The 18,581-nt window shown below is 70.2% G+C and carries 17 protein-coding genes; 9 read left to right on the top strand and 8 right to left on the bottom strand.

What is annotated here, in order from left to right:
- Nucleotides 1–92 precede the first annotated feature (92 nt).
- Nucleotides 93–1,325 (top strand): ROK family transcriptional regulator, encoded by a 1,233-nt coding sequence (locus ACZ4EF_RS34305; RefSeq protein ID WP_355347602.1) that lies wholly within the window; start codon nt 93–95, stop codon nt 1,323–1,325.
- Nucleotides 1,326–1,341: 16 nt separating this feature from the next.
- Here the strand turns inward: ACZ4EF_RS34305 and ACZ4EF_RS34310 are convergent, their stop codons facing one another.
- Nucleotides 1,342–1,896 carry a TetR/AcrR family transcriptional regulator gene (locus ACZ4EF_RS34310; protein WP_355347598.1) on the bottom strand — a complete coding sequence of 185 codons (555 nt, stop codon included), beginning with the start codon at nt 1,894–1,896 and terminating at the stop codon, nt 1,342–1,344.
- Between the two features lie 75 nt (nt 1,897–1,971).
- Between ACZ4EF_RS34310 and ACZ4EF_RS34315 the strand changes: the two genes are divergently transcribed.
- Nucleotides 1,972–3,270 carry an MFS transporter gene (locus ACZ4EF_RS34315; protein WP_355347595.1) on the top strand — a complete coding sequence of 433 codons (1,299 nt, stop codon included), beginning with the start codon at nt 1,972–1,974 and terminating at the stop codon, nt 3,268–3,270.
- A 67-nt stretch (nt 3,271–3,337) separates the two neighbouring features.
- Here ACZ4EF_RS34315 and ACZ4EF_RS34320 read toward each other — a convergent pair whose 3' ends face one another.
- Genes ACZ4EF_RS34320 through ACZ4EF_RS34335 form a run of 4 tightly spaced genes read right to left on the bottom strand, consistent with a single transcriptional unit; the run spans nt 3,338 to nt 8,054 of the window.
- On the bottom strand, nt 3,338–4,942 hold the full coding sequence (locus ACZ4EF_RS34320; RefSeq protein ID WP_467508079.1) for a glycoside hydrolase family 3 N-terminal domain-containing protein: 1,605 nt from the start codon (nt 4,940–4,942) through the stop codon (nt 3,338–3,340).
- 7 nt (nt 4,943–4,949) lie between these two features.
- Entirely contained in the window at nt 4,950–5,786 is an 837-nt protein-coding gene (locus tag ACZ4EF_RS34325; protein WP_467508080.1) for a carbohydrate ABC transporter permease, read from the bottom strand.
- Entirely contained in the window at nt 5,783–6,763 is a 981-nt protein-coding gene (locus ACZ4EF_RS34330; protein WP_391127999.1) for a carbohydrate ABC transporter permease, read from the bottom strand. Before ACZ4EF_RS34330 ends, ACZ4EF_RS34325 begins: the two co-directional genes overlap by 4 nt.
- Before the next feature lies 1 nt (nt 6,764).
- On the bottom strand, nt 6,765–8,054 hold the full coding sequence (locus tag ACZ4EF_RS34335; protein WP_355347582.1) for a sugar ABC transporter substrate-binding protein: 1,290 nt from the start codon (nt 8,052–8,054) through the stop codon (nt 6,765–6,767).
- 264 nt (nt 8,055–8,318) lie between these two features.
- Here ACZ4EF_RS34335 and ACZ4EF_RS34340 point away from each other — a divergent pair, with 264 nt between their 5' ends.
- The gene (locus tag ACZ4EF_RS34340; RefSeq protein WP_467508082.1) at nt 8,319–9,341 is read left to right on the top strand and encodes a MurR/RpiR family transcriptional regulator; all 1,023 of its coding nucleotides are present in this window, start codon (nt 8,319–8,321) and stop codon (nt 9,339–9,341) included.
- Nucleotides 9,342–9,527: 186 nt separating this feature from the next.
- On the opposite strand, the gene ACZ4EF_RS34345 is transcribed toward ACZ4EF_RS34340, so the two are convergent.
- Nucleotides 9,528–9,995, bottom strand: coding sequence for a MarR family winged helix-turn-helix transcriptional regulator (locus ACZ4EF_RS34345; protein ID WP_391052476.1), 468 nt, complete (start codon nt 9,993–9,995; stop codon nt 9,528–9,530).
- Between the two features lie 142 nt (nt 9,996–10,137).
- A complete protein-coding gene (locus ACZ4EF_RS34350; protein ID WP_467508085.1) occupies nt 10,138–11,151 on the bottom strand; it encodes an AraC family transcriptional regulator in 1,014 nt (337 codons plus the stop codon).
- A gap of 59 nt (nt 11,152–11,210) precedes the next feature.
- On the opposite strand from ACZ4EF_RS34350, the gene ACZ4EF_RS34355 reads away from it, so the two are divergent.
- Nucleotides 11,211–11,963 (top strand): SDR family NAD(P)-dependent oxidoreductase, encoded by a 753-nt coding sequence (locus tag ACZ4EF_RS34355; protein ID WP_467508087.1) that lies wholly within the window; start codon nt 11,211–11,213, stop codon nt 11,961–11,963.
- Nucleotides 11,964–12,376: 413 nt separating this feature from the next.
- On the opposite strand, the gene ACZ4EF_RS34360 is transcribed toward ACZ4EF_RS34355, so the two are convergent.
- A complete protein-coding gene (locus tag ACZ4EF_RS34360; protein ID WP_391164274.1) occupies nt 12,377–13,057 on the bottom strand; it encodes a TetR/AcrR family transcriptional regulator in 681 nt (226 codons plus the stop codon).
- A gap of 123 nt (nt 13,058–13,180) precedes the next feature.
- Here ACZ4EF_RS34360 and ACZ4EF_RS34365 point away from each other — a divergent pair, with 123 nt between their 5' ends.
- From ACZ4EF_RS34365 to ACZ4EF_RS34385, 5 genes are all read left to right on the top strand, one after another.
- Nucleotides 13,181–14,104 carry a zinc-binding dehydrogenase gene (locus ACZ4EF_RS34365; RefSeq protein ID WP_467508090.1) on the top strand — a complete coding sequence of 308 codons (924 nt, stop codon included), beginning with the start codon at nt 13,181–13,183 and terminating at the stop codon, nt 14,102–14,104.
- An 826-nt stretch (nt 14,105–14,930) separates the two neighbouring features.
- Nucleotides 14,931–16,001 carry an LLM class flavin-dependent oxidoreductase gene (locus ACZ4EF_RS34370; protein WP_391052521.1) on the top strand — a complete coding sequence of 357 codons (1,071 nt, stop codon included), beginning with the start codon at nt 14,931–14,933 and terminating at the stop codon, nt 15,999–16,001.
- Nucleotides 15,998–16,657, top strand: a complete 660-nt coding sequence (locus ACZ4EF_RS34375) for an NADPH-dependent F420 reductase (protein WP_401720612.1) — start codon at nt 15,998–16,000, stop codon at nt 16,655–16,657. Before ACZ4EF_RS34370 ends, ACZ4EF_RS34375 begins: the two co-directional genes overlap by 4 nt.
- 135 nt (nt 16,658–16,792) lie before the next feature.
- Nucleotides 16,793–17,578, top strand: coding sequence for an STAS domain-containing protein (locus ACZ4EF_RS34380; RefSeq protein WP_402712644.1), 786 nt, complete (start codon nt 16,793–16,795; stop codon nt 17,576–17,578).
- Between the two features lie 86 nt (nt 17,579–17,664).
- Nucleotides 17,665–18,507: an alpha/beta fold hydrolase gene (locus ACZ4EF_RS34385; protein WP_355347567.1), complete on the top strand. Its 843-nt coding sequence runs from the start codon at nt 17,665–17,667 to the stop codon at nt 18,505–18,507.
- Nucleotides 18,508–18,581: the final 74 nt, after the last annotated feature.

Here is an 18,581-nt window from a genome sequence, read left to right on the forward strand (position 1 = left end):
GCTGTCAAGCAGAAATATTTATCTTTTGTCTTTCCACCGACAAAAGAACGTGCTTCACTAAGCTCTGGCCGACGTCCGAGACCGGGAGTGAGATGACTGCGACGACCAGTACGACGACAGGCGGCCCGTCACCGTGGCGGGCCGACGAGGGGCCTGGAAGAATCCTGGAACTCATCACCACGGGCCAGGCCCGCACGCGGTCCGCCCTCACCCAGGTCACGGGCCTGTCCCGGTCCACGGTCGGCCAGCGGCTCGACGCGCTGTTCGCCGCCGACCTGATCCGCGAGGGCGCGGAGAACGTGCCCTCGCGCGGCCGGCCGTCCAAGACGCTCCAGCTCAACCACGCGGCGATGCTGATGATCGGCGTGGACATCGGCGAGGAGCGGACCCGTATCGCGGTCACCGACCTCAACACCAACATCCTGGTCGACCGGGTCGAACGACTCGCCCTCGGCGAGGGCCCCGACGTCCTGCTCGACAAGATCACCGAGACCGTGCGCGACATGATCGTCCAGGCCGGACTGGGCGACATACCGGTGGCGGGCATCGGCCTCGGCCTGCCCGCGCCCGTGGACTACGACGCGGGCAAGGTGCTCGGCTGGTCGATCATGTCCGGCTGGGACGGCTACGACATCCGCGGCCACCTGCGCAGGACCTGGCAGGTCCCGATCCTGATCGACAACGACGTCAATCTGCTCACCCTTGCCGAACACCGGCGGTTCTGGCGCGACGAGCCGCACCTGCTCTACATCAAGGCCGGTACGGGGGTCGGCAGCGGCATGGTGATCGGCGGCCAGATCAACCGCGGCGCCCAGGGCGCGGCGGGCGACATCGGCCACGCGCACATCGGCGGCTTCGGCGACCCCCAGTGCCGCTGCGGGAACCTCGGCTGCCTGGAAGCCCTGATCGGCGGCTGGGCCCTCGCCCGCGACCTGCGCAGCCGCCAGCACAGCGACAGCCACGACGCGCGCTATGTCGTCACCCAGGTCAAGCGCGGCGACACCGAGGCCGTCGCCAGCCTGCGGGCCGCGGGCCGCGTCCTCGGCGAGATGGTCGCCTACGCCACCAGCCTGCTCAACCCCGACGTCATCGTCCTCGGCGGCATGCTCGGCACCACCGGCGACCACCTGCTGGCAGGCGTGCGCGAGGTGATCTACCAGCGCTCACTCCCGCTGGCCACCCGGCAGTTGCGCATCGTGCCCACCCGCTACAAGTCCCGCGCCGGGATCGCGGGCGCGGGCTATCTCGTCCGCGACCACGTCCTGAATCCCGCGACCCTCGACATCACCCTGGCCGCCGGAGGCTCCCCGATCGCGGTGACGTGACCCCCGGCCCCCGCGGCTACGTGGTCGCCAAGAGCGTGGCGACCAGGCCGCGCGCCCATGCGCTGGAAGCGGGCCGGGCACTGAAGATCGCGCGGTAGTACAGCGGGCCGAGCAGCGTGTCGACCGCTCGCTCCAAGGACGGGACCTTGCCGCCGCGCGCCTGCTCGCGCTCGATGATCGCGCGGAGCTGGTCGTGCCGGTCGGCCGTGCACGCGCAGCCGCCCTCCGGGCCCGAGCCGATCGTCGCGCGCATCAGGGCCAGCACGTCGGGGTCGGCGAGGTCGGTGGCGACGTCGCCCATCCACCGCTCCAGGTCACCGGCCAGCGAGCCGGAGTCGGGTACGACGATGTCGCCGCTGAATCTGCTGGTCGCGACGTCGGCCAGGAGCTGCGCCACCGAACCCCAGCGCCGGTAGACGGTGGTGGGGTGCACCCCGGCGCGCGCGGCGACGGCGGGAATGGTGAGCGCGTCGCCCGGTTCCGTGGCGAGCGATTCCTCGACGGCTCGGTGCACTGCGGCCCGTACGCGTGCGGAACGGCCACCGGGACGGGTCTGGACTGCTTCGGTCATGCGGAAATTATCGCACCAATCGCTGCGTTAGCATGAACGTCGCTAACGCAACGATCACTGCAATCGGAGAGTCGTATGACCGGAGCGCTGACGCCCCAAGAGAAGAGCCCCGCGTCCCCGGGTGTCACGTCCCGGGGCGCCGAGCCCGTGGCGATACCGGGCGCGGGGAACGGCTCCCGGCGGCGCGGCCTGAGCCGTCCCGTCGCCTTCGCCGCCATCGCCGCGATCTTCATCCTGTTCATGGCGGCGTCGAGCGCGCCGTCCCCGCTCTACGTCGTCTACCAGCACGAATGGAACTTCTCCGCGTCCATGCTGACCACCGTCTTCGCGGTGTACGTCGTCGGCATGATCGGCGCGCTGCTGGTGCTCGGGGCGCTGTCGGACCACATCGGCCGTCGCCCCGTCCTCGTCTCGGCCATCGCGCTCGAAGCCGTGGCGATGCTGCTGTTCATCGTCGCGGGAGACGTCTCCGTGCTGCTGGTGGCCCGCTTCGTCCAGGGCATCGCCACCGGCGCGGCCATGACGACACTCGGCGCGACCCTGGTCGACCTCAACCCGCCGCACGCACCGCACCGCGCCGGAGTCATCAGCGGCGCGGCCCCCACCTTCGGCCTCGGCGTGGGCGCGCTCGGCTGCGGCTTCCTCGTGCAGTACGGCCCGCACCCGACCCGCCTGGTCTACGTACTCCTGCTCGCCGGTCTGGTGCTCGCGGGCCTGCTCGTCTCCCTGCTGCCCGAGACCTCGCAGCGGCGGCCCGGCGCGGCGCGCTCGCTGCAACCGCGCCTCGGCGTCGCCCCCCGGCTCCGCGCCGACCTCGTCGGACTCGTGCCGATCCTCGTCGCGAGCTGGGCGCTGGGCGGTCTGTACCTCGCGCTCGGCCCCTCGGTCGCGGTGGGACTGTTCGGCCTGTCCAGCCACGTCATCGGCGGACTCGTCGTCACCCTGCTGTGCGGACCGGCCTCGATCACCGCCTTCGCCCTGCGCGGCTGGCCCACCGAACGCACCCTCGCGCTCGGCGCCGCCCTGCTGGTCACCGGCACCGCCGTCGGCCTGGCCGGAGTGCAGGCCGAGTCGGTCACCACGGCCGCCCTCGGCACCGCCGTCGCCGGTGTCGGCTTCGGCGCCGCCGGTCTGGCCAGCTTCGGCACCCTCGCCCGGATCGCCGAACCGGCCGAGCGCGGCGAACTCTTCGCCGTCGCCTTCGTGATCTCCTACCTCGCGTTCAGCATCCCCGCCGTGGTCGCCGGATTCGCCACCACCGACGTCGGCCTCCACCGCACCGCCGTCGTCTACAGCGCGGCCGTCATCGTCTTCGGCGCCCTCGCCCTGATCGCCCAACGCGTCCGTATCAGCCGCACGGCGGCGAACGCGTAGCACCGACGCGCGGCGCCCACCCGCAGCACCCGCGGTCCTCGGCCCCACGGCCGAGGACCGACGGGCGTCAGCGGGTGAGCAGCGCGGCGACCGCCCGGGCGGTGGGGAGGGACTCGCCGTGGGTGAAGACCGCGTTGACCGCCTCGGGCAGGACGTCCTCGGTGCCCGGCCAGCCGAGGCACACGACGACGGCGCCGGGGGAGAGGGCCAACTGCCGTGCGAGCGCGGCGTCCTGGGCGGGATCGCTGCCGGGCGTGCCGACCAGGACCACATCGGCCGGGATACCGGGGGAGGCCGTACCGTCCTGCGCCTCGCCCGGTGTCAGGTCCCCCTGCTGGGCCCGGCCCTCGACGGTGGCCGTCCGCGCGAAGACCGCCTCGACGGTCGAGCCGGGCAGCCGTTCGAGCAAGGCGTCCGCGACCAGGTCGGAGAGCCGCCCGGTCGCCACATTGCGCCGCCTGCGCACGTCCACGACGCGCACCGCCCCGCTCAGCGAGCCGGCGACCTGTCCGCGTACGCGCAGTGCCCGCCGCGCCGCGGCGGCGTTGGCGTCGGTCACGTCCGACGTCACCGAAGCTTCCGAGACGTCGCCGCCTCGGGCCCCTCGGGCCCCTTGAGTCCAGTCCGCGAGGGCGTGGACGCGGGCCGCCGCCTCTTCGAGCCGGGCCACCGGCAGGCGGCCCTCGGCGACCGCCCGCGTCACCGCGGCCAGCACCGCGCGGAATTCCTCCTCGTCGGTGGGCGTGCCACCGGTCAGCGGCAGGCCCGGATTGCCCAGGCACACCAGATCGACGCCCGCGGCCAGCGCCCGCACCGCGCTCTCGGCGAAGCCGATGGTCTCGGCGACCGCCAGCATGCTGATCGCGTCGGAGACGATCACGCCGTCGAAGCCCAGACCGTCGCGGAGCAGGGCGACGACGGCGGGACTGACCGTCGCCATCGCGCTGTCCAGCGCGGGGAAGACGATGTGCGAGGTCATCACGCAGCGCACCCCGGCCTCCACCGCGCCCGCGAACGGCACGAGGTCCCGGCTCCGCAGCGTCTCCAGATCGACCCCCACGACCGGCAGGCCCACATGCGAGTCGACCTTCGTGTCGCCGTGGCCGGGGAAGTGCTTGGCGCAGGCCGCGACCCCCTCCGCCTGCATCGCGGTCACGAACGCGGCCGTGTGCGTGCCGACCAGATCGGGGTCCGCGCCGAAGGAGCGCACCCCGATCACCGGGTTGGCGGGGTCGGAGTTGACGTCCGCCACCGGCGCGAGCGCCAGGTCGATGCCCGCCGCCCGTACGTCACGGGCGATCCCGCGCGCGACCGCCGCGGTCAGCGCGAGGTCGTCGGCGCGGCCGAGCACCGCCGCTCCGACGTGCGGAGAGCCGCCGCGCACATGCAGCCGGGTGACACCGCCGCCCTCCTCGTCCATCGCGATGACCGCCCGCCCGGCCGCGTGGATCCGCTCCGACAGCGCCGCGGTCTGCTCGGGCGACTCCAGATTGTGCCCGAAGTAGCAGACGGAGCCCAGGCCGTCGCGCAGGGTGTCGAGCAGCCACGGCGGCGCCGACGTACCGGTGAAGCCCGGCATGAGAACGGCGTGGACCAGCCGCCGGGTCCGCTCGTCCACGGCGGGCGCCGTGCTCGTGGTGCTCCCGGAGGTCCCGGTGTTCACAGATGACATGGAGTCCTCACTTCACGGCGCCGGCCACCAGGCCCATGGTCAGCCGTCGTTGGGCCAGCACGAAGACGATCACGACCGGAATCGTCACCAGCGTGGAGGCCGCCATCAGGCCGCCCCAGTCGTTGGTGTTCTGGCCGAGGAACTCCGCGAGGCCGACGCCGACGGTCATCCTGTTCTGGTCGGACAGGAAGGTCAGCGCGAAGGTGAACTCCTCCCAGGCCAGGACGAAGGAGAACGCGCTGGTGGCGATGAGTCCCGGCACGACCAGCGGCAGCAGGATCGAGCGGAACATCCGCCACCAGGAGCAGCCGTCCAGGTAGGCGGCCTCCTCCAACTCGACCGGCACCGCGGCCACGAAGCCCCGCAGATTCCAGATCGCGAACGGCAGCGCGAAGGCCGTGTAGACAACCGCCAGGCCCAGCAGCGAGTTGAGCATCCGCAAGTCCTTCATCTGAAGGAACAGCGGGATGACCAGCGCCTCGGCGGGCAGCATCTGCACCACGAGGATCAGCACCAGCACGGTGGTGCGCAGCCGGAACCGGAAGCGCGCCATGGCGACCGCGCCGAGCAGCGCGAGCACACCCGAGGCGACCACCACGATCACGGTGACGATCGCCGAGTTGACCATGTAGCGGCCGAAGCCGCCCGAGGCCCCCGAGGACATCACCTTCGAGAAGTGCCCCATCGTGAAGTGCGTGGGGAACAGGCTGTCCGTGCCCGAACTCGCCCGCCCGTTCAGCGCCGTGGAGAGCATGAAGTACACCGGGAACAGCGTGAACAGCATGACCAGCGCCGTGGCCGCGAACTTGCCGGTCCTGACCCAGTTGGAGGATCTGGCAGTCATCGGATCTCATCCTCTTTGAACAGCACCCGCAGGTACACCGCGGTGATCGCCAGCAGTACGACGGTGAGCAGGACGGCGATGGCCGCGCCCAGCCCGTACTGGTTCTGGTTGATCGCCTTCATGTAGGACCACACACCGAGGTTGAGCACGTCCGGGTTGGAGCCCGCGCCGCCCGGCATCAGGTAGATCTGGGTGAAGACCTTGAAGTCCCAGATCGTCGAGAGCACGGTGACCACGGCGAACACCGGCCGCATCACCGGCACCGTGACGTGCCAGAACCGCTGCCAGGCGCTCGCGCCGTCCAGCCGGGCCGCCTCGTGCAGTTCCTGCGGCACCGTGGTCAGCCCGGCAAAGACGGTGATGGCGACGAACGGGTAGCTGTGGTGGATCACGTTCAGCTCGGCGATCGAGTAGAACGACAACCGGTCGGTGAACCAGTTGTACCCGTCGGGACCGAGCAGCCCGACACTCTGGAAGACCCGCCGGGCCAGGCCCGAGTCCGGATCGAAGATCCACACCCAGACATAGGTGCCGGTGACCGCGGGCAGCGCCCACGCGATGAGCGCGGAGGCGATGACGGCGGCCCGCGACTTGGGACCCAGGGTCTGGAGCAGCAGCGCCACCAGCGTCCCGAAGACGATGGTGCCCGCGACGGCGACCAGCGCGAAGAGCACGGTGTTCGGCAGCACGGTGTGCCACAGATACGAGCCCGCCAGCGCCTCGCGGTAGTTGTCCACACCGATGTACGTCGGGTGGCCGGAGATGATCTCCTTCAGGCCGTAGCGCTGGAACGACAGATAGGTGACGCGCACGATCGGGTAGAGCAGCAGCGCCGCGATCACGGCCAGCGGCGCGGCGAGCAGCAGCCACGGCCGCAGCCGGGCCACGAGCGGCGGCGTGCGCCGGACCGGACGGCGCGCGTCCTCCGCGAGTGCGGGGACGGTGCGCACGCCGTCGGTCACGGTGACGTCCTCCACGTCAGCTCCCCTGGAGCGTCTTGGTGATGGAGTCAGAGGCTGTCGTGGTGGCCTTCTGCACCGAGGTGCCGGTAAGGATCGACTGGAGCATCTGCGTCACGGTCTGGTCGCCCTCGACGGCGCCCCACTGCGGCGCGCTCGGCACGTTCTTGCCCGCTTCGAGCATCGTCTTCGCGAACGGCGCCACCAGCGGGTCGGGGCTGTTGGCGTACTGCTTGAGCTGCGTGGTGGTGCTGGGGAAGTAACCCGCCTGGTCCGCCCACTGCTTGCTCAGGCCGCCGGTGGTCATCATCTTGATGAACTTCCAGGCCAGATCGGGGTTCTTGCTGGTCTTGAGGACCGCGAGGTTGGAGCCGCCGAGGAACGCGGGCGCGATGCCGCCGTCCTTGCCCGGGATCGGGAAGGCGCCGATCTTGTCCTTGAGGGTGGGGTCGGTGGCGACCGCGGTCTTCGGGGTCCAGTTGCCCTGGATCACCATGGCGGCCTTGCCCTTGACGAAGGAGTCGAGCAGGTCGGTCTCCTTCCAGGTCGAGGCGCCGACGCTGGAGGAGTCGTCCTTGAGCGCGAGGTTGGTGTAGAACTCCAGGCCCGCCCGGGCCTGCGGCGAGTCGAGGGTGCCGGTCCACTTGCCGCCGCTGTCCTTGGCGAAGTCACCGCCCGCACCCCAGATGAAGGGCGCCGAGGCGTACGAGCTCGCGCCGGCGATCGGCATGGGCATCATGTCGGGCTTCTTCTGCTTGAGCGTCTTCACGGTCTGCTCGAGCTCGGCCCAGGTGGCCGGGGTCTTCAGGCCCAGTTCGGTGAAGACGTCCTTGCGGTAGACGATCGCCCGCACACCGGCGTACCAGCCGACGCCGTACTGCTTGCCGTCGTAGGTCGCGGAGTCCTTCAGGGCGGGGATCAGGTCCTTGGAGATGCCCGCGGAGTCGATCTGCTGGGTGAGGTCGGTGAGCCCGCCCGCGGCGGCGAACTCCGGGGTCCAGGTGGTGCCGATCTCCGAGACGTCGGGACCGCCGCCGCCCGCGAAGGCGCGGACCAGCTTGTCGTGGGCGTCGGCCCACTGCACTTCCTGGATCTTCAAGGTGGCGCCGGTCTCGGCGGCGAACTCCTTCTTCGCCGCGGCGTAGAAGGCCGTCGCGTCCGGGTTGGTGCCCTTCATGACCCACCAGGTCAGCGACTTGCCGTCGGCGGAGGAGGGGGAAGAGGAGGACGAGCCGTCGTTCCCGCACGCGGTGAGCAGGAAGACGGCCGCGGTGAGCCCGGCAATGCCTGCCTTGCACATAGATCTCATCGAGCTGTGTCTCCTTCGCGGTGCGGTGCCAGAGGTGTCGGACGGGGACCCCGGCGGCGCCGTCCCCGGTACGCGCAGCCCCGCCCGCCGGGCGTACGGCATGGCCGGACGGTCCGGCTGCGGACCGCCCTTGGGCTGCGGTGATTCGGCAAGTATGGAGATGACGGCCTGACGCGTCAATAACTACCGCGAGCGGCGGTCATAGTGTTCGTTTTTAACATCATCTCCGGGCTACGCTGTCGCTGACGTCATCTGGAGGAAGCCATGGCCAAGCGCGCACTGTTGCCCGTGCCCACCGCGCAGGACGCGTCCGCCGCGGTCCCTCCGACCGCGGCGGCCCCTCCCGTCTCCGGCGTCACGGCGCACCGGGCGCCCGACGACGCGCTCGCCGGTGACGTACTGGTCAGGATCCGCGGCGCCGTCCCCTCCCTCCAGCCCGCGGAGAAGCGGGTCGCGGCGGCGATCCTGAGCGATCCGGCCGGGGCGGCGCGGCTGTCGAGCACGGCGCTGGCCGGGCAGGCGGAGACCTCGGTGACGACGGTGATGCGCTTTTGCCGGACGATCGGGCTGCGCAATTACCCGCACCTGCGCGTGGCGCTGGCCGGAGCGGCGGCGCGCGAGGACGCGCAGAGCGCGGACCGGCTACGGGCCAGCGGCGACATCAGCGAGGCGGACACCCTCGCCCAGGTCGTGGACAAAATCGTGTACAACGAGGCGCGGGCGCTGGAGGAGACCGGTGCAAACCTCGACCTCGACACCCTGGAACTGGCCGTACGGGCGATATCCCAGGCCCGCAGGATCGACATCTTCGGCATCGGGGCGAGCGGCTTCGTCGGCCAGGACCTGCACCAGAAGCTGCACCGCATCGGCCTCATGGCGTTCATCTGGACGGACGCGCACGCGGCCCTGACCGCCGCCGCCCTGCTCGGCAAGAACGACGTGGCGGTCGGCATCTCCCACTCCGGCGCCACCGTGGACACCGTCGACCCGCTGGAGGCCGCCGCCGAGCGCGGGGCGACCACCATCGCCCTCACCAACTTCGCGGGCTCGCTGCTCACCCGGTCCGCCGACCTGGTGCTCACCACCGCGGTCCGCGAGATGCCCCTGCGGTCTGGCTCGACCGCCAGCCGGATCGCCCAACTGGCCGTGGTCGACTGCCTGTTCGTCGGCATCGCCCAGCGCTCGTACGACCGCGCGACCGCCGCGCTCGCGCAGACCTACGGCGTGGTGCACCAGCGCCGCTCCCATCCCCACCCCGGCCGACGCGCGTCAGCCGAGGACCACTGACCCCGCCACACCGCTCGACTCGCCCGCCGCCACCGCCCTGCCGCCTTCTGCGCCGACGCCCTCCGTGCGCGGTACTGCCCTCAGCCCAGCGCTCCGGTGCCGGCTCCGCGGCCATCCGAGCCCCCTTCGAAGCACCTGACGAGGCCATGGCGGCCGGGCAGGACGTGAACTGACGGTGACGCCCGGTCAGTCCGGCTGCTTCTCGATGTGGTCCAGGATTCTCTTGGAGATCAGAGCGAGAGTGCTGAGCTGACTCGGGGTCAGGGCATCGACGAACAGGCGTCGTACGCGCTCCACGTGCATCGGCGCGGCGTCTTCGATCGCCTTGTAGCCGGCGGGAGTCGCGACGACGAATGCTCCACGGCCGTCGTCGGGGCATTCCTCCCTGACGGTGAGCCCGCGTTTCGTCATCCGCGAGACCTGGTGGGACATCCGGCTCTTCTCCCACTCCACGGATTTGGCCAGATCCAGGAACCGCATGCGCCCCCCGCCCCTTTCGGTGAGGCTGGAGAGCACGATGTAGTCGGACGCGGACATTCCGGAGTCGGTCTGGACGTGGCGGGACAGCCGTCCGATGAGGGTCTCCTGCATGCGGATGAAGCTGTCCCAGGCAGCCTTCTCTTCCGGCTCGAGCCAGCGTGGCGTCACGTCCATGCGCACAGTCTATCGATGTTGTTGACATCTCACCTGCTCCCGTGGCCAGCAGGACGCGACCCGATGTCCCCACGTCAGGCCCGCGGATCCGCCGTATGAGTCGCGGGCGCGGGCGGGGTCGGCTGAGCGTGGGACGGCTCCTTCAGTTTCCGTTCGCGGCCGAGCGTGATGACCGCCGTTCCTGGTTCCGGAACTGTGCGGGCGATGAGCCGACGACGCGGCGGAACGCGGTGCTGAACGCGCTCTCGGACCGGTAACCCGTGGCGCGCGCCAGCTCGGAGATCGACAGGGTGTCGCGGGCGAGGGCGTCGCGGGCGAGGCTGATGCGCCATTGGATCAGGTACTCCAGCGGCGGGACACCGACGTGGCTCTTGAAGGCGTGGGCGAACGCGGAACGTGACATGTGGCTGATCTCGGCGAGCTCCTTGAGGGTCCAGGAGTGGGCCACGTCCGCGTGCACGGCGCGCAGGGCGGCACCGATGCCGTCCTCGTTCAGGGCGCCCAGCCAGCCGGTGGGCCGGTCGGTCTGACCGGCGTGGGCGCGGAGCATGTGCACGAGCAGGATCTGCGCGAGGTGGTTCTGCACCAGCGGGCCACCGGCGGCGGTGATCCCGACCTCGGTGGCGAGGAGATCGATCAGCTGGGCGAGCCGCCCGCCATGAGGATCGCCGGCGCGGACGATCACGAGCGGCGGCAGAAGATCGGTCAGGAGTGCCGCGTTCCTGTCGTCGAACGCGATGTGCCCGACGCAGAGGTAGAGGTCCTCCTCGGCCTCCGGGCCGATCCGCACGAATCCGTCGTCGGCGCCCGCCCACACCGGCTCCGCGGGGCGCGGGCTTGCGTCGAGCGTGCTGGCCAGCACGTAAGGCGGCGGGTTGCCCAGCATGAAGGTGTCACCCTCCCGCAGGAGCACCGGCTCGTGCCCTTCGAGGATCAACCAGCACGTGCCGCGTACGAGGCCCCCGACCCGCACGTGAGGAAACGTGTCGAAGCGCAGAGCCCACTTTCCCGAGGCCCGGAGATTGGGCCCGATCACCGTGCGGGGCCGGAGCAGGCTGATCGCGTCGGCCACCGGATCCCCGAACCCGAGCATCGACGACACCTCCTGGACGATACGTAAACAATGGAGGACTATCCGTGATTGATCGTACTCCACTGCTCCCGCAGTATCGATGTCGTACAGATGGGCACCGGGACAGTGAGGGAGACATCCACATGGGACAGCTGGAAGGCAAGACGGCGGTGGTCACCGGGGGCAGCACGGGTATCGGTCTGGCCACCGCGGTCCGGCTGGCGGACGAGGGCGCGTACGTCTTCGTCACCGGTCGCCGCGCGTCCGAGCTGGAGGCCGCCGTCAAGACCATCGGAGCGGACCGGGCCACCGCGGTCGTCGGCGACATCGCGAAGCCGGAGGACCTGGACCGGCTCTACGCCGCCGTCCGGGCGCGAGGCAACGGTCTGGACGTGCTCGTGGCGAACGCGGCGATCGGCGCGTTCGTGACACTGGAACAGACCACCGAGGAGCACTTCGACCAGACCTTCGGGGTCAATGTCCGAGGCACGCTGTTCACCGTGCAGAAGGCGTTGCCGCTGCTCAACGACGGAGCGTCGGTCGTCCTGGTCGGCTCGACGGCCGGCGACCGCGGCGTGGAAGCGTTCGGCGCCTACGCGGCGTCGAAGGCGGCCGTCCGGTCCTTCGCGCGGACGTGGTCCAACGAGCTCAAGACCCGCGGCATCCGGGTCAACGTGGTCTCGCCGGCATGGATCGAGACGCCCGGGGGCACCGCCGCCTTCGGCGATGAGGAGACCGCCCGGGCCGTCAAGGAGAACGTCGCCGCGACCGTGGCCAAGGGCCGCATGGGCCAGCCCGAGGAAGCCGCCGCGGTCGTGGCCTTCCTCGCCTCGGAGCAGAGCAGCTACGTCGTCGGCGCGAACATCTACGTCGACGGCGGCGCCAACCAGATCTGACGTGGACGGGACGACCCCGAGGTCGCCTTCGGCGTCGCAGCCGACGAGCCCGTACGGAAGCGCCACCGGGCGTGCGATGTCGGCCCCCAAGGCCGAAGCGGCCGAGACGTGCGGCGGATCGACAGCGCGTCGGGGTCGGTCACCAGGTCGACCGGGAACGGTCCGTCGTGCGAGAGCGCCCGCCTCCGCAGTACCCCGGCATCTGCTCGGAGGTGCTGATCATCTCGCGGTATTCGCCGCACTCGACGAACAGCCGTTCCGGGTGCTTCTCCTGGAAGAAACCGGTGCCGAACTGACGGGACGGGATATGTGAGGCGAGTGCCAGCACGGGTGCGCCGGAGCGGTGCGCGTTCCTGGTGCGAGCCGAGCCACGGGCCGGGCGGTGGGAAGGGTCGGCGTGGACGCGTGAGCGATCAGTCTTGAGGCGCCTTGAGTTCGAGACTCGCCGGGAGCGCGGCGACGGTGCGGTTGAGGAGAAGGACGAGACTCTCCGCGCTGTCGCCGTCCTCCGGGCGCCGCATCCAGACTCGTTGGGCGTCACGCGAGGCGACGAGGAAGAGGTCGAGCAGGAGCCTGGGCCTGGGATCGTCCGCATCCGAAATGCCCAGGACCGGTGCCAGGGTGCTCAGCGCAGCCTGAACGGCCTCGTCGCAGAACCGGAGATTGTGCGCGGTGAACGACGGGTGGACGGCGTCGAGCCCGAGCGCAAGGAGCGTGAGCCGGGTCCAGTTCGCGTCCCGAGCCGCACATTCGCGGATGGAGGCGACCAGGGTGTCGCGCAGGACGGAGAGGACTGTCGCGTCGGCGTCGCGGGACTGCGGCTCCGAATCCAGCCGCCGCAGAAACTCGCGCCACAGATCCTGCAACGGCGTCATCGCCGCGTCTTCCTTGCTGGTGAAGTACCGGAAGAACGTGCGCTTCGAGACGCCCACCTGAAGGCACAAGTCGTCGAGGGTGACAGCATCCGCGCCGTGAAGGGTGAAGGACTCCAGCGCATGGACCACCAGGTCCCGGCGGGTCTGCGCCTTCTTGCGCTCCCTGAGTGTCTCCGGCCGGGCTCCGCCCTGCCCTCCGACCGGTCTGGCGCCATCCACGCGTGCAGCCTACCGTGAAACCCTCGATGTGCCACTTGGTAGCATGTGCCTCTCAGTGGCACATTGAGGAGGGCTTCCGTGAGAGCACTGATGGTCGACCACACACGCGGTACGGCGCTCCGGGTGGGCGAGGCCGAACCACCTCGGCCCGGCCCTTCCCAGGTCCTGGTGAAGGTAGACGCGTTCTCGCTCAACTACGGGGAAATCGTGACCGCGCGCGAACTGCCCGACGGTGCCATTCCGGGGTGGGAAGCGGCCGGACACGTCGTCGAAGCCGCACGCGACGGCTCCGGGCCCCCGGTGGGTACGCCTGTCATCACACTCGACGAGGCGAACGGCTGGGCCGAGTACAGGGTCGCGGACACCGCGATGATCGGTGTGGTTCCCCGGAACGCGGATCTCGGCGGAGTGAGCACCATCCCGGTCGCCGCCAACAGTGCTCTGCGCGCGCTACGGCGCATCGGCCCCATCCTCAGCCGAACCGTCATGGTCACGGGCGCCACCGGGGGAGTCGGACGCTACGCGGTGCAACTCGCGCGCATGGGCGGGGCCACGGTCGTCGCCGTCACCGGCTCGGCCGCGCCGTACGCCGCCGAGCTGCGCTCTCTCGGTGCCGCCGAGGTGGTCTCTCGCCCCAGTGAGTACGCCGGATCCGTGTACGGAGTCGTCGAGTGTGTCGGTGGCGCGCTCCTCGTGGAGGCGTTCGACCTCCTGGAGCGGGACGGGGTGCTCGTCGCCCTGGGGCACGTCGCTCCCGAGCCGGAGTCGTTCCCGCCGGGTGCCCTCATCGCCGGTCCGGCGCGTCACAACCGCAGCATCGTCACCTTCCACCAGCTCGACGGCGCTCCGCTGCCTCCCGACCTCAGCTGGTTGAGCGAGCGGGTCGCCATGGGGGACCTGACTCCGTCAGTGGCGTGGCGCGGCTCCTGGCACCGCGTCGACGAAGCGATCGACCGGCTCCTCACGCGCACGCTCCACGGCAAGGCGGTGGTCGAAGTCGGCCGCACAGAGGCTGACGGAAGCATCCGGCCGACCTCTGGCGCGTGAGGCGGGCGGAGTCGTTCTCGGCGCCGCTGACGATAACTCAGCCGAGCGGTGTCCCCACCGCGCGGGCCGGGGCGCCTGTCGTGTCACTGACCGCAGGGCCCCGCGTGGTCGCAGTACGGCTGGAGGCGGCTCTGACCGCAGCCGCACAACACGGCCCTGTTCTCAGCGCGCACCCCTTGCGGCGTTGTTGGCGGTGGTGATGTGCGGCAGTATCCACGCGCTGCGCGAGCCGGTGCACTGCCGGGCCCCCGGCGCGTGGACGGCTGATCACTGGCCAGCCTGGAAACCGCGATCTCGATCTGGCGACCGTCGGGCCGGCTGTAGCCCAGGGGGACGTGCAGGGTTCCGCACTCCAACCGCGGCGCGGCGGCTTCTTTCGGGCACGGTTCCCACTTCAGGGGTGCCGCGGTGTCCTTGGGCGTGTCCGTCGTCGCCGCGGAAGCGGCCGCGAGCGCGGTCGCCGCGATCGCGACGACGGTGAGGGTGAGAGCGAGTACCTTCCGGCGGGGCCGCAGCGGCCCCTGCCGGTGGGCGGCACGGCCATGCGGGCCCGCGTCAGGCGAGGAATCCTCGTCAGGGGCCGGAGGTCTGTGCCCGGCCTCCCCTCCATCCACTGCTGGCGAGGGTGTCGCACCGGAATCTAGTTGACATCTCAACCATAAGAGTGGCATGGTTTACATGTCAACTAAAGCGACGGTGGTGCGGTCGCTGCACCTGACCGGCGGGGAATCCGCACAGGTCGCCCGGGACGGATGTCCCGCCCGGCGGTCACGAACCACGCATCGCCATGCCCCGACCCAACGAAAGCGTTGAGCGAGTGAGCACGATGGACGTTTCGCAAATCGAGTTCGGCATCGACAGCTTCGGGGACCGGCCCCGGGACGACCAGGGCGTCATCGTCTCGCACGCCCAGGCCATCCGCGCCGCGGTGACCGAAGCGGTCCTCGCCGACCAGGTCGGTATCGACGTCGTCGCGTTGGGCGAGCACCACCGACCCGAGTACGCGATCTCCAGCCCCGAGACGGTGCTGGCGGGCATCGCGACGGCCACGAGGCGCATCCGGCTCGCCTCGGGCGTGACCGTGCTGTCCTCGGACGACCCGGTGCGGGTGTTCCAGCGGTTCGCCACGGTCGACGCGCTCTCCAACGGCCGCGCCGAGGTGATTCTCGGGCGCGGTTCTTTCACCGAGTCGTTCCCGCTGTTCGGGTACGACCTCAAGGACTACGACGTGCTGTTCGAGGAGAAGATCGACCTTTTCCATCGACTCCTGGACGAGAAGCCGGTCACCTGGGACGGCACCACGCGTGCCGCCCTGCGTGATGCCGAGGTGTACCCGAAGACGGAGTCGGGACGTCTCAACACCTGGGTAGGGGTGGGCGGGACACCGCAGTCCGTGCTCCGCACCGCGCGATACGGCTTCCGGCTCATGCTCGCCATCATCGGCGGCGCTCCCGACCGGTTCGCTTCCTACGTGGATCTCTACCGGCGGGCCAGCGACGAGTTCGGCACAACGGCCCAGCCGATCGGGACTCATTCGCCCGGCTTCGTCGCCTCCACCGACGAAGAGGCCAAGGAGCTCTTCTACCCCGGGTACAAGGAGATCCGCGACCGCATCGGGAGGCAGCGCGGCTGGCCGCCGCTCCGCCGGGAGGAATTCGACGCGGAGGTGGACCGCGGGTCGCTGTACGTCGGCTCGGCCGAGACGGTCGCGGCGAGGATCGCCCATGCCGTACGAGTCCTGGACGCGGGCCGGTTCGACATGATCTACTCCGCCGCCGGCACCGTTTCGGCCTCCGCGCGCCTGCGTTCGGTCGAGCTGTACGGCACCCAGGTCATCCCTCGGGTCCGTGAACTTCTGTCCGAGCGGCCCGCCGCCTCGGCGGGAGCCACGCGATGACTGACCCTGTCACCACGGTCGGAATCCTGGGAGCCGGGAAGGTCGGCACTGTCCTGGCACGCCTGGCGGTCGCCGCCGGCTATCGAGTCCTGATCTCCGGGTCTGGCGACCCCTCCAAGGTCGCGCTCACCGCCAGGGTCCTCACGCCCGGAGCGACCGCCGTATGGCCGGCCCGGGCCGCCGATGCCGCCGACGTGGTGGTCCTGGCCCTCCCGCTCGGCAAACACCGTGACCTCCCGGTCACGGAGCTGAAGGGCAAGCTGGTCGTCGACGCGATGAACCACTGGTGGGAGGTCGACGGTCCCCGCGACGAGATCCTCCCGCCCGACACGTCGTCGAGCGAGGCCGTTCAGCGGTTCCTGACGGGCGCACGTGTCGTGAAAGCCCTCAACCACATGGGCTACCACGATCTCGAGGACGGGGCCCGTCCAGTCGGCTCCGTCGGACGCAAGGCCATCGCGATCGCCGGGGACTCGCCCGAGGATCTCGCCGTCGTCGCTGACCTGATCACCGCACTCGGATTCGACCCCCTCGCCATCGGCGGCCTTGCGGCGGGCGTCCGGCTCGAGCCGGGAACCCCCGCCTTCGGAGCCAACGTCGACATCGACCAGCTTCGCGCGCTCACCGCCGCCCCCGAGTCCGGCACGGCTGCTTGAGCACTCGTCGCAGAAGAACAGCGGCGCCTCGACCGGACCGGAGAACCGCGGTCATCTCGTCGCCTTCCGCGCGGATGGACAGTCAGACACACCGTCGTGCGGCGGTGCCCGACGCCGATTGCGCATGGAGGACGAATGCGGCCGATCATTCCCGACTATCCGGCAGAGGCACTGCGCCCTCTCAATCCCATGATCAACGTTGGTGCGATCACCGTGCACGCACTCGCCGGTGCGGAGAACCTGCTTCCGGCAGAGCGCGTGGCCTCACCGAGGACCCCGAGGCCGTCGTGGACGGTTACATCCGGCAGTGTTCCGTACTCGTCACCACGCGGGGTCGGCATTCTGGCGAAGAGCGGGATGGCAGGGGGCCTGATCGGCGCGCTCCCCGGACAGATCGGCATGGCCACGTTCTCACCACGCCTGGATCGTCACGGGAACAGCGTTCGCGGGGTGTCCCTGTTCGAACGATTCTCCGGGGGCATGGGCCTGCGTGTGATGGAGGTCCCCGCCGCCGCGCGTGCGGTGGCGCGGTCCCACCATGACGTGGGCAGCGGACCGAACGCGCTCCGGGTCCTGCGACTGCAAGGCCGCATCGGCTTCGCCATGGCCGAGAGGGTCGTTCAGGAAGCCATGGCCGTTCCGCCTTCGGCCGTAAGGGTGGCCTTGGACCTGACAAGGGTCCATTCGATGGACGGCGCGGCGCGGCGCGTGCTGCTGGAGGTCGTGCGTCGGCTGACGCTGAGTGGTCACGAGGTGTATCTCGCCGACCCGGAATCGATCATGCCCGATCCCGATCCCGGCGACGGCGGCCGCGTCACCGTCGTGGACACCGTGGACCAGGCCGTGCGTCCGCCGAGGGGCGGCCCGGCACGGGAAGCGGTCGGCGGCGGAGCGGGGAATCATCCGACTCGCCGCCGGTGAAACGGAGTTCTCGCACAGAAATCGAGCCATCGGGCTCAAAGACACGGGTCGGCGTTCGGTTCGTCGGCCGGAAAGGGAAAGAGACCATGGGTTACATCACCGTCGGCACGGAGAACAGCACGCCGGTCGAGCTCTACTACGAGGACCAGGGTTCCGGGCAGCCGGTCGTCCTGGTCCACGGCTACCCGCTGGACGGGCACAGTTGGGAACGTCAGACGCGCGAACTGCTGGCCCAGGGTTATCGGGTCATCACCTACGACCGCCGAGGCTTCGGCCAGTCCTCGAAGGTGAACTCCGGTTACGACTACGACACCTTCGCCGCCGATCTGAACACGGTCCTCGAGACCCTCGACCTGCGGGACGTCGTCCTTGTCGGTTTCTCGATGGGCACGGGGGAACTCGCCCGCTACGTGAGCCGGCACGGTCATGAGCGTGTCGCGAAGCTCGCCTTCCTCGCCTCACTGGAGCCGTTCCTCGTCGCCCGCGACGACAACCCCGACGGCGTGCCGCAGGAAGTGTTCGACGGCATCGCGGCGACCGCGAAGGCGGACCGGTACGCCTGGTTCAAGCAGTTCTACGCGGACTTCTACAACCTCGACGAGAACCTCGGCACCCGTATCAGCGAGGAGGCGGTGACCGGTAGCTGGAACGTCGCGGTCCTCAGCGCTCCGGTGGCCGCGTACGCCGCGGTCCCGGCATGGATCGAGGACTTCCGCGCCGATGTCGAGGCGGTCCGTGCGAGCGGCAAGCCCGCGCTGATCCTGCACGGAACGAAGGACAACATCCTCCCGATCGACGCCACTGGCCGCCGATTCCACAAGGCGCTCCCCGAGGCCGACTACGTCGAGGTCGAAGGAGCACCGCACGGCCTGCTCTGGACCCACGCCGACGAGGTCAACACCGCGCTGCGCGACTTCCTCTCGAAGTGACGGTGGCCTGACGGACGCGGCGCGGGAGCCGAGGCGCTGGAAGGCGTGGCCAGGAGCCGCGTCTCCCAGACGAT

It is taken from the genome of Streptomyces sp. NPDC025721, from assembly GCF_055558595.1.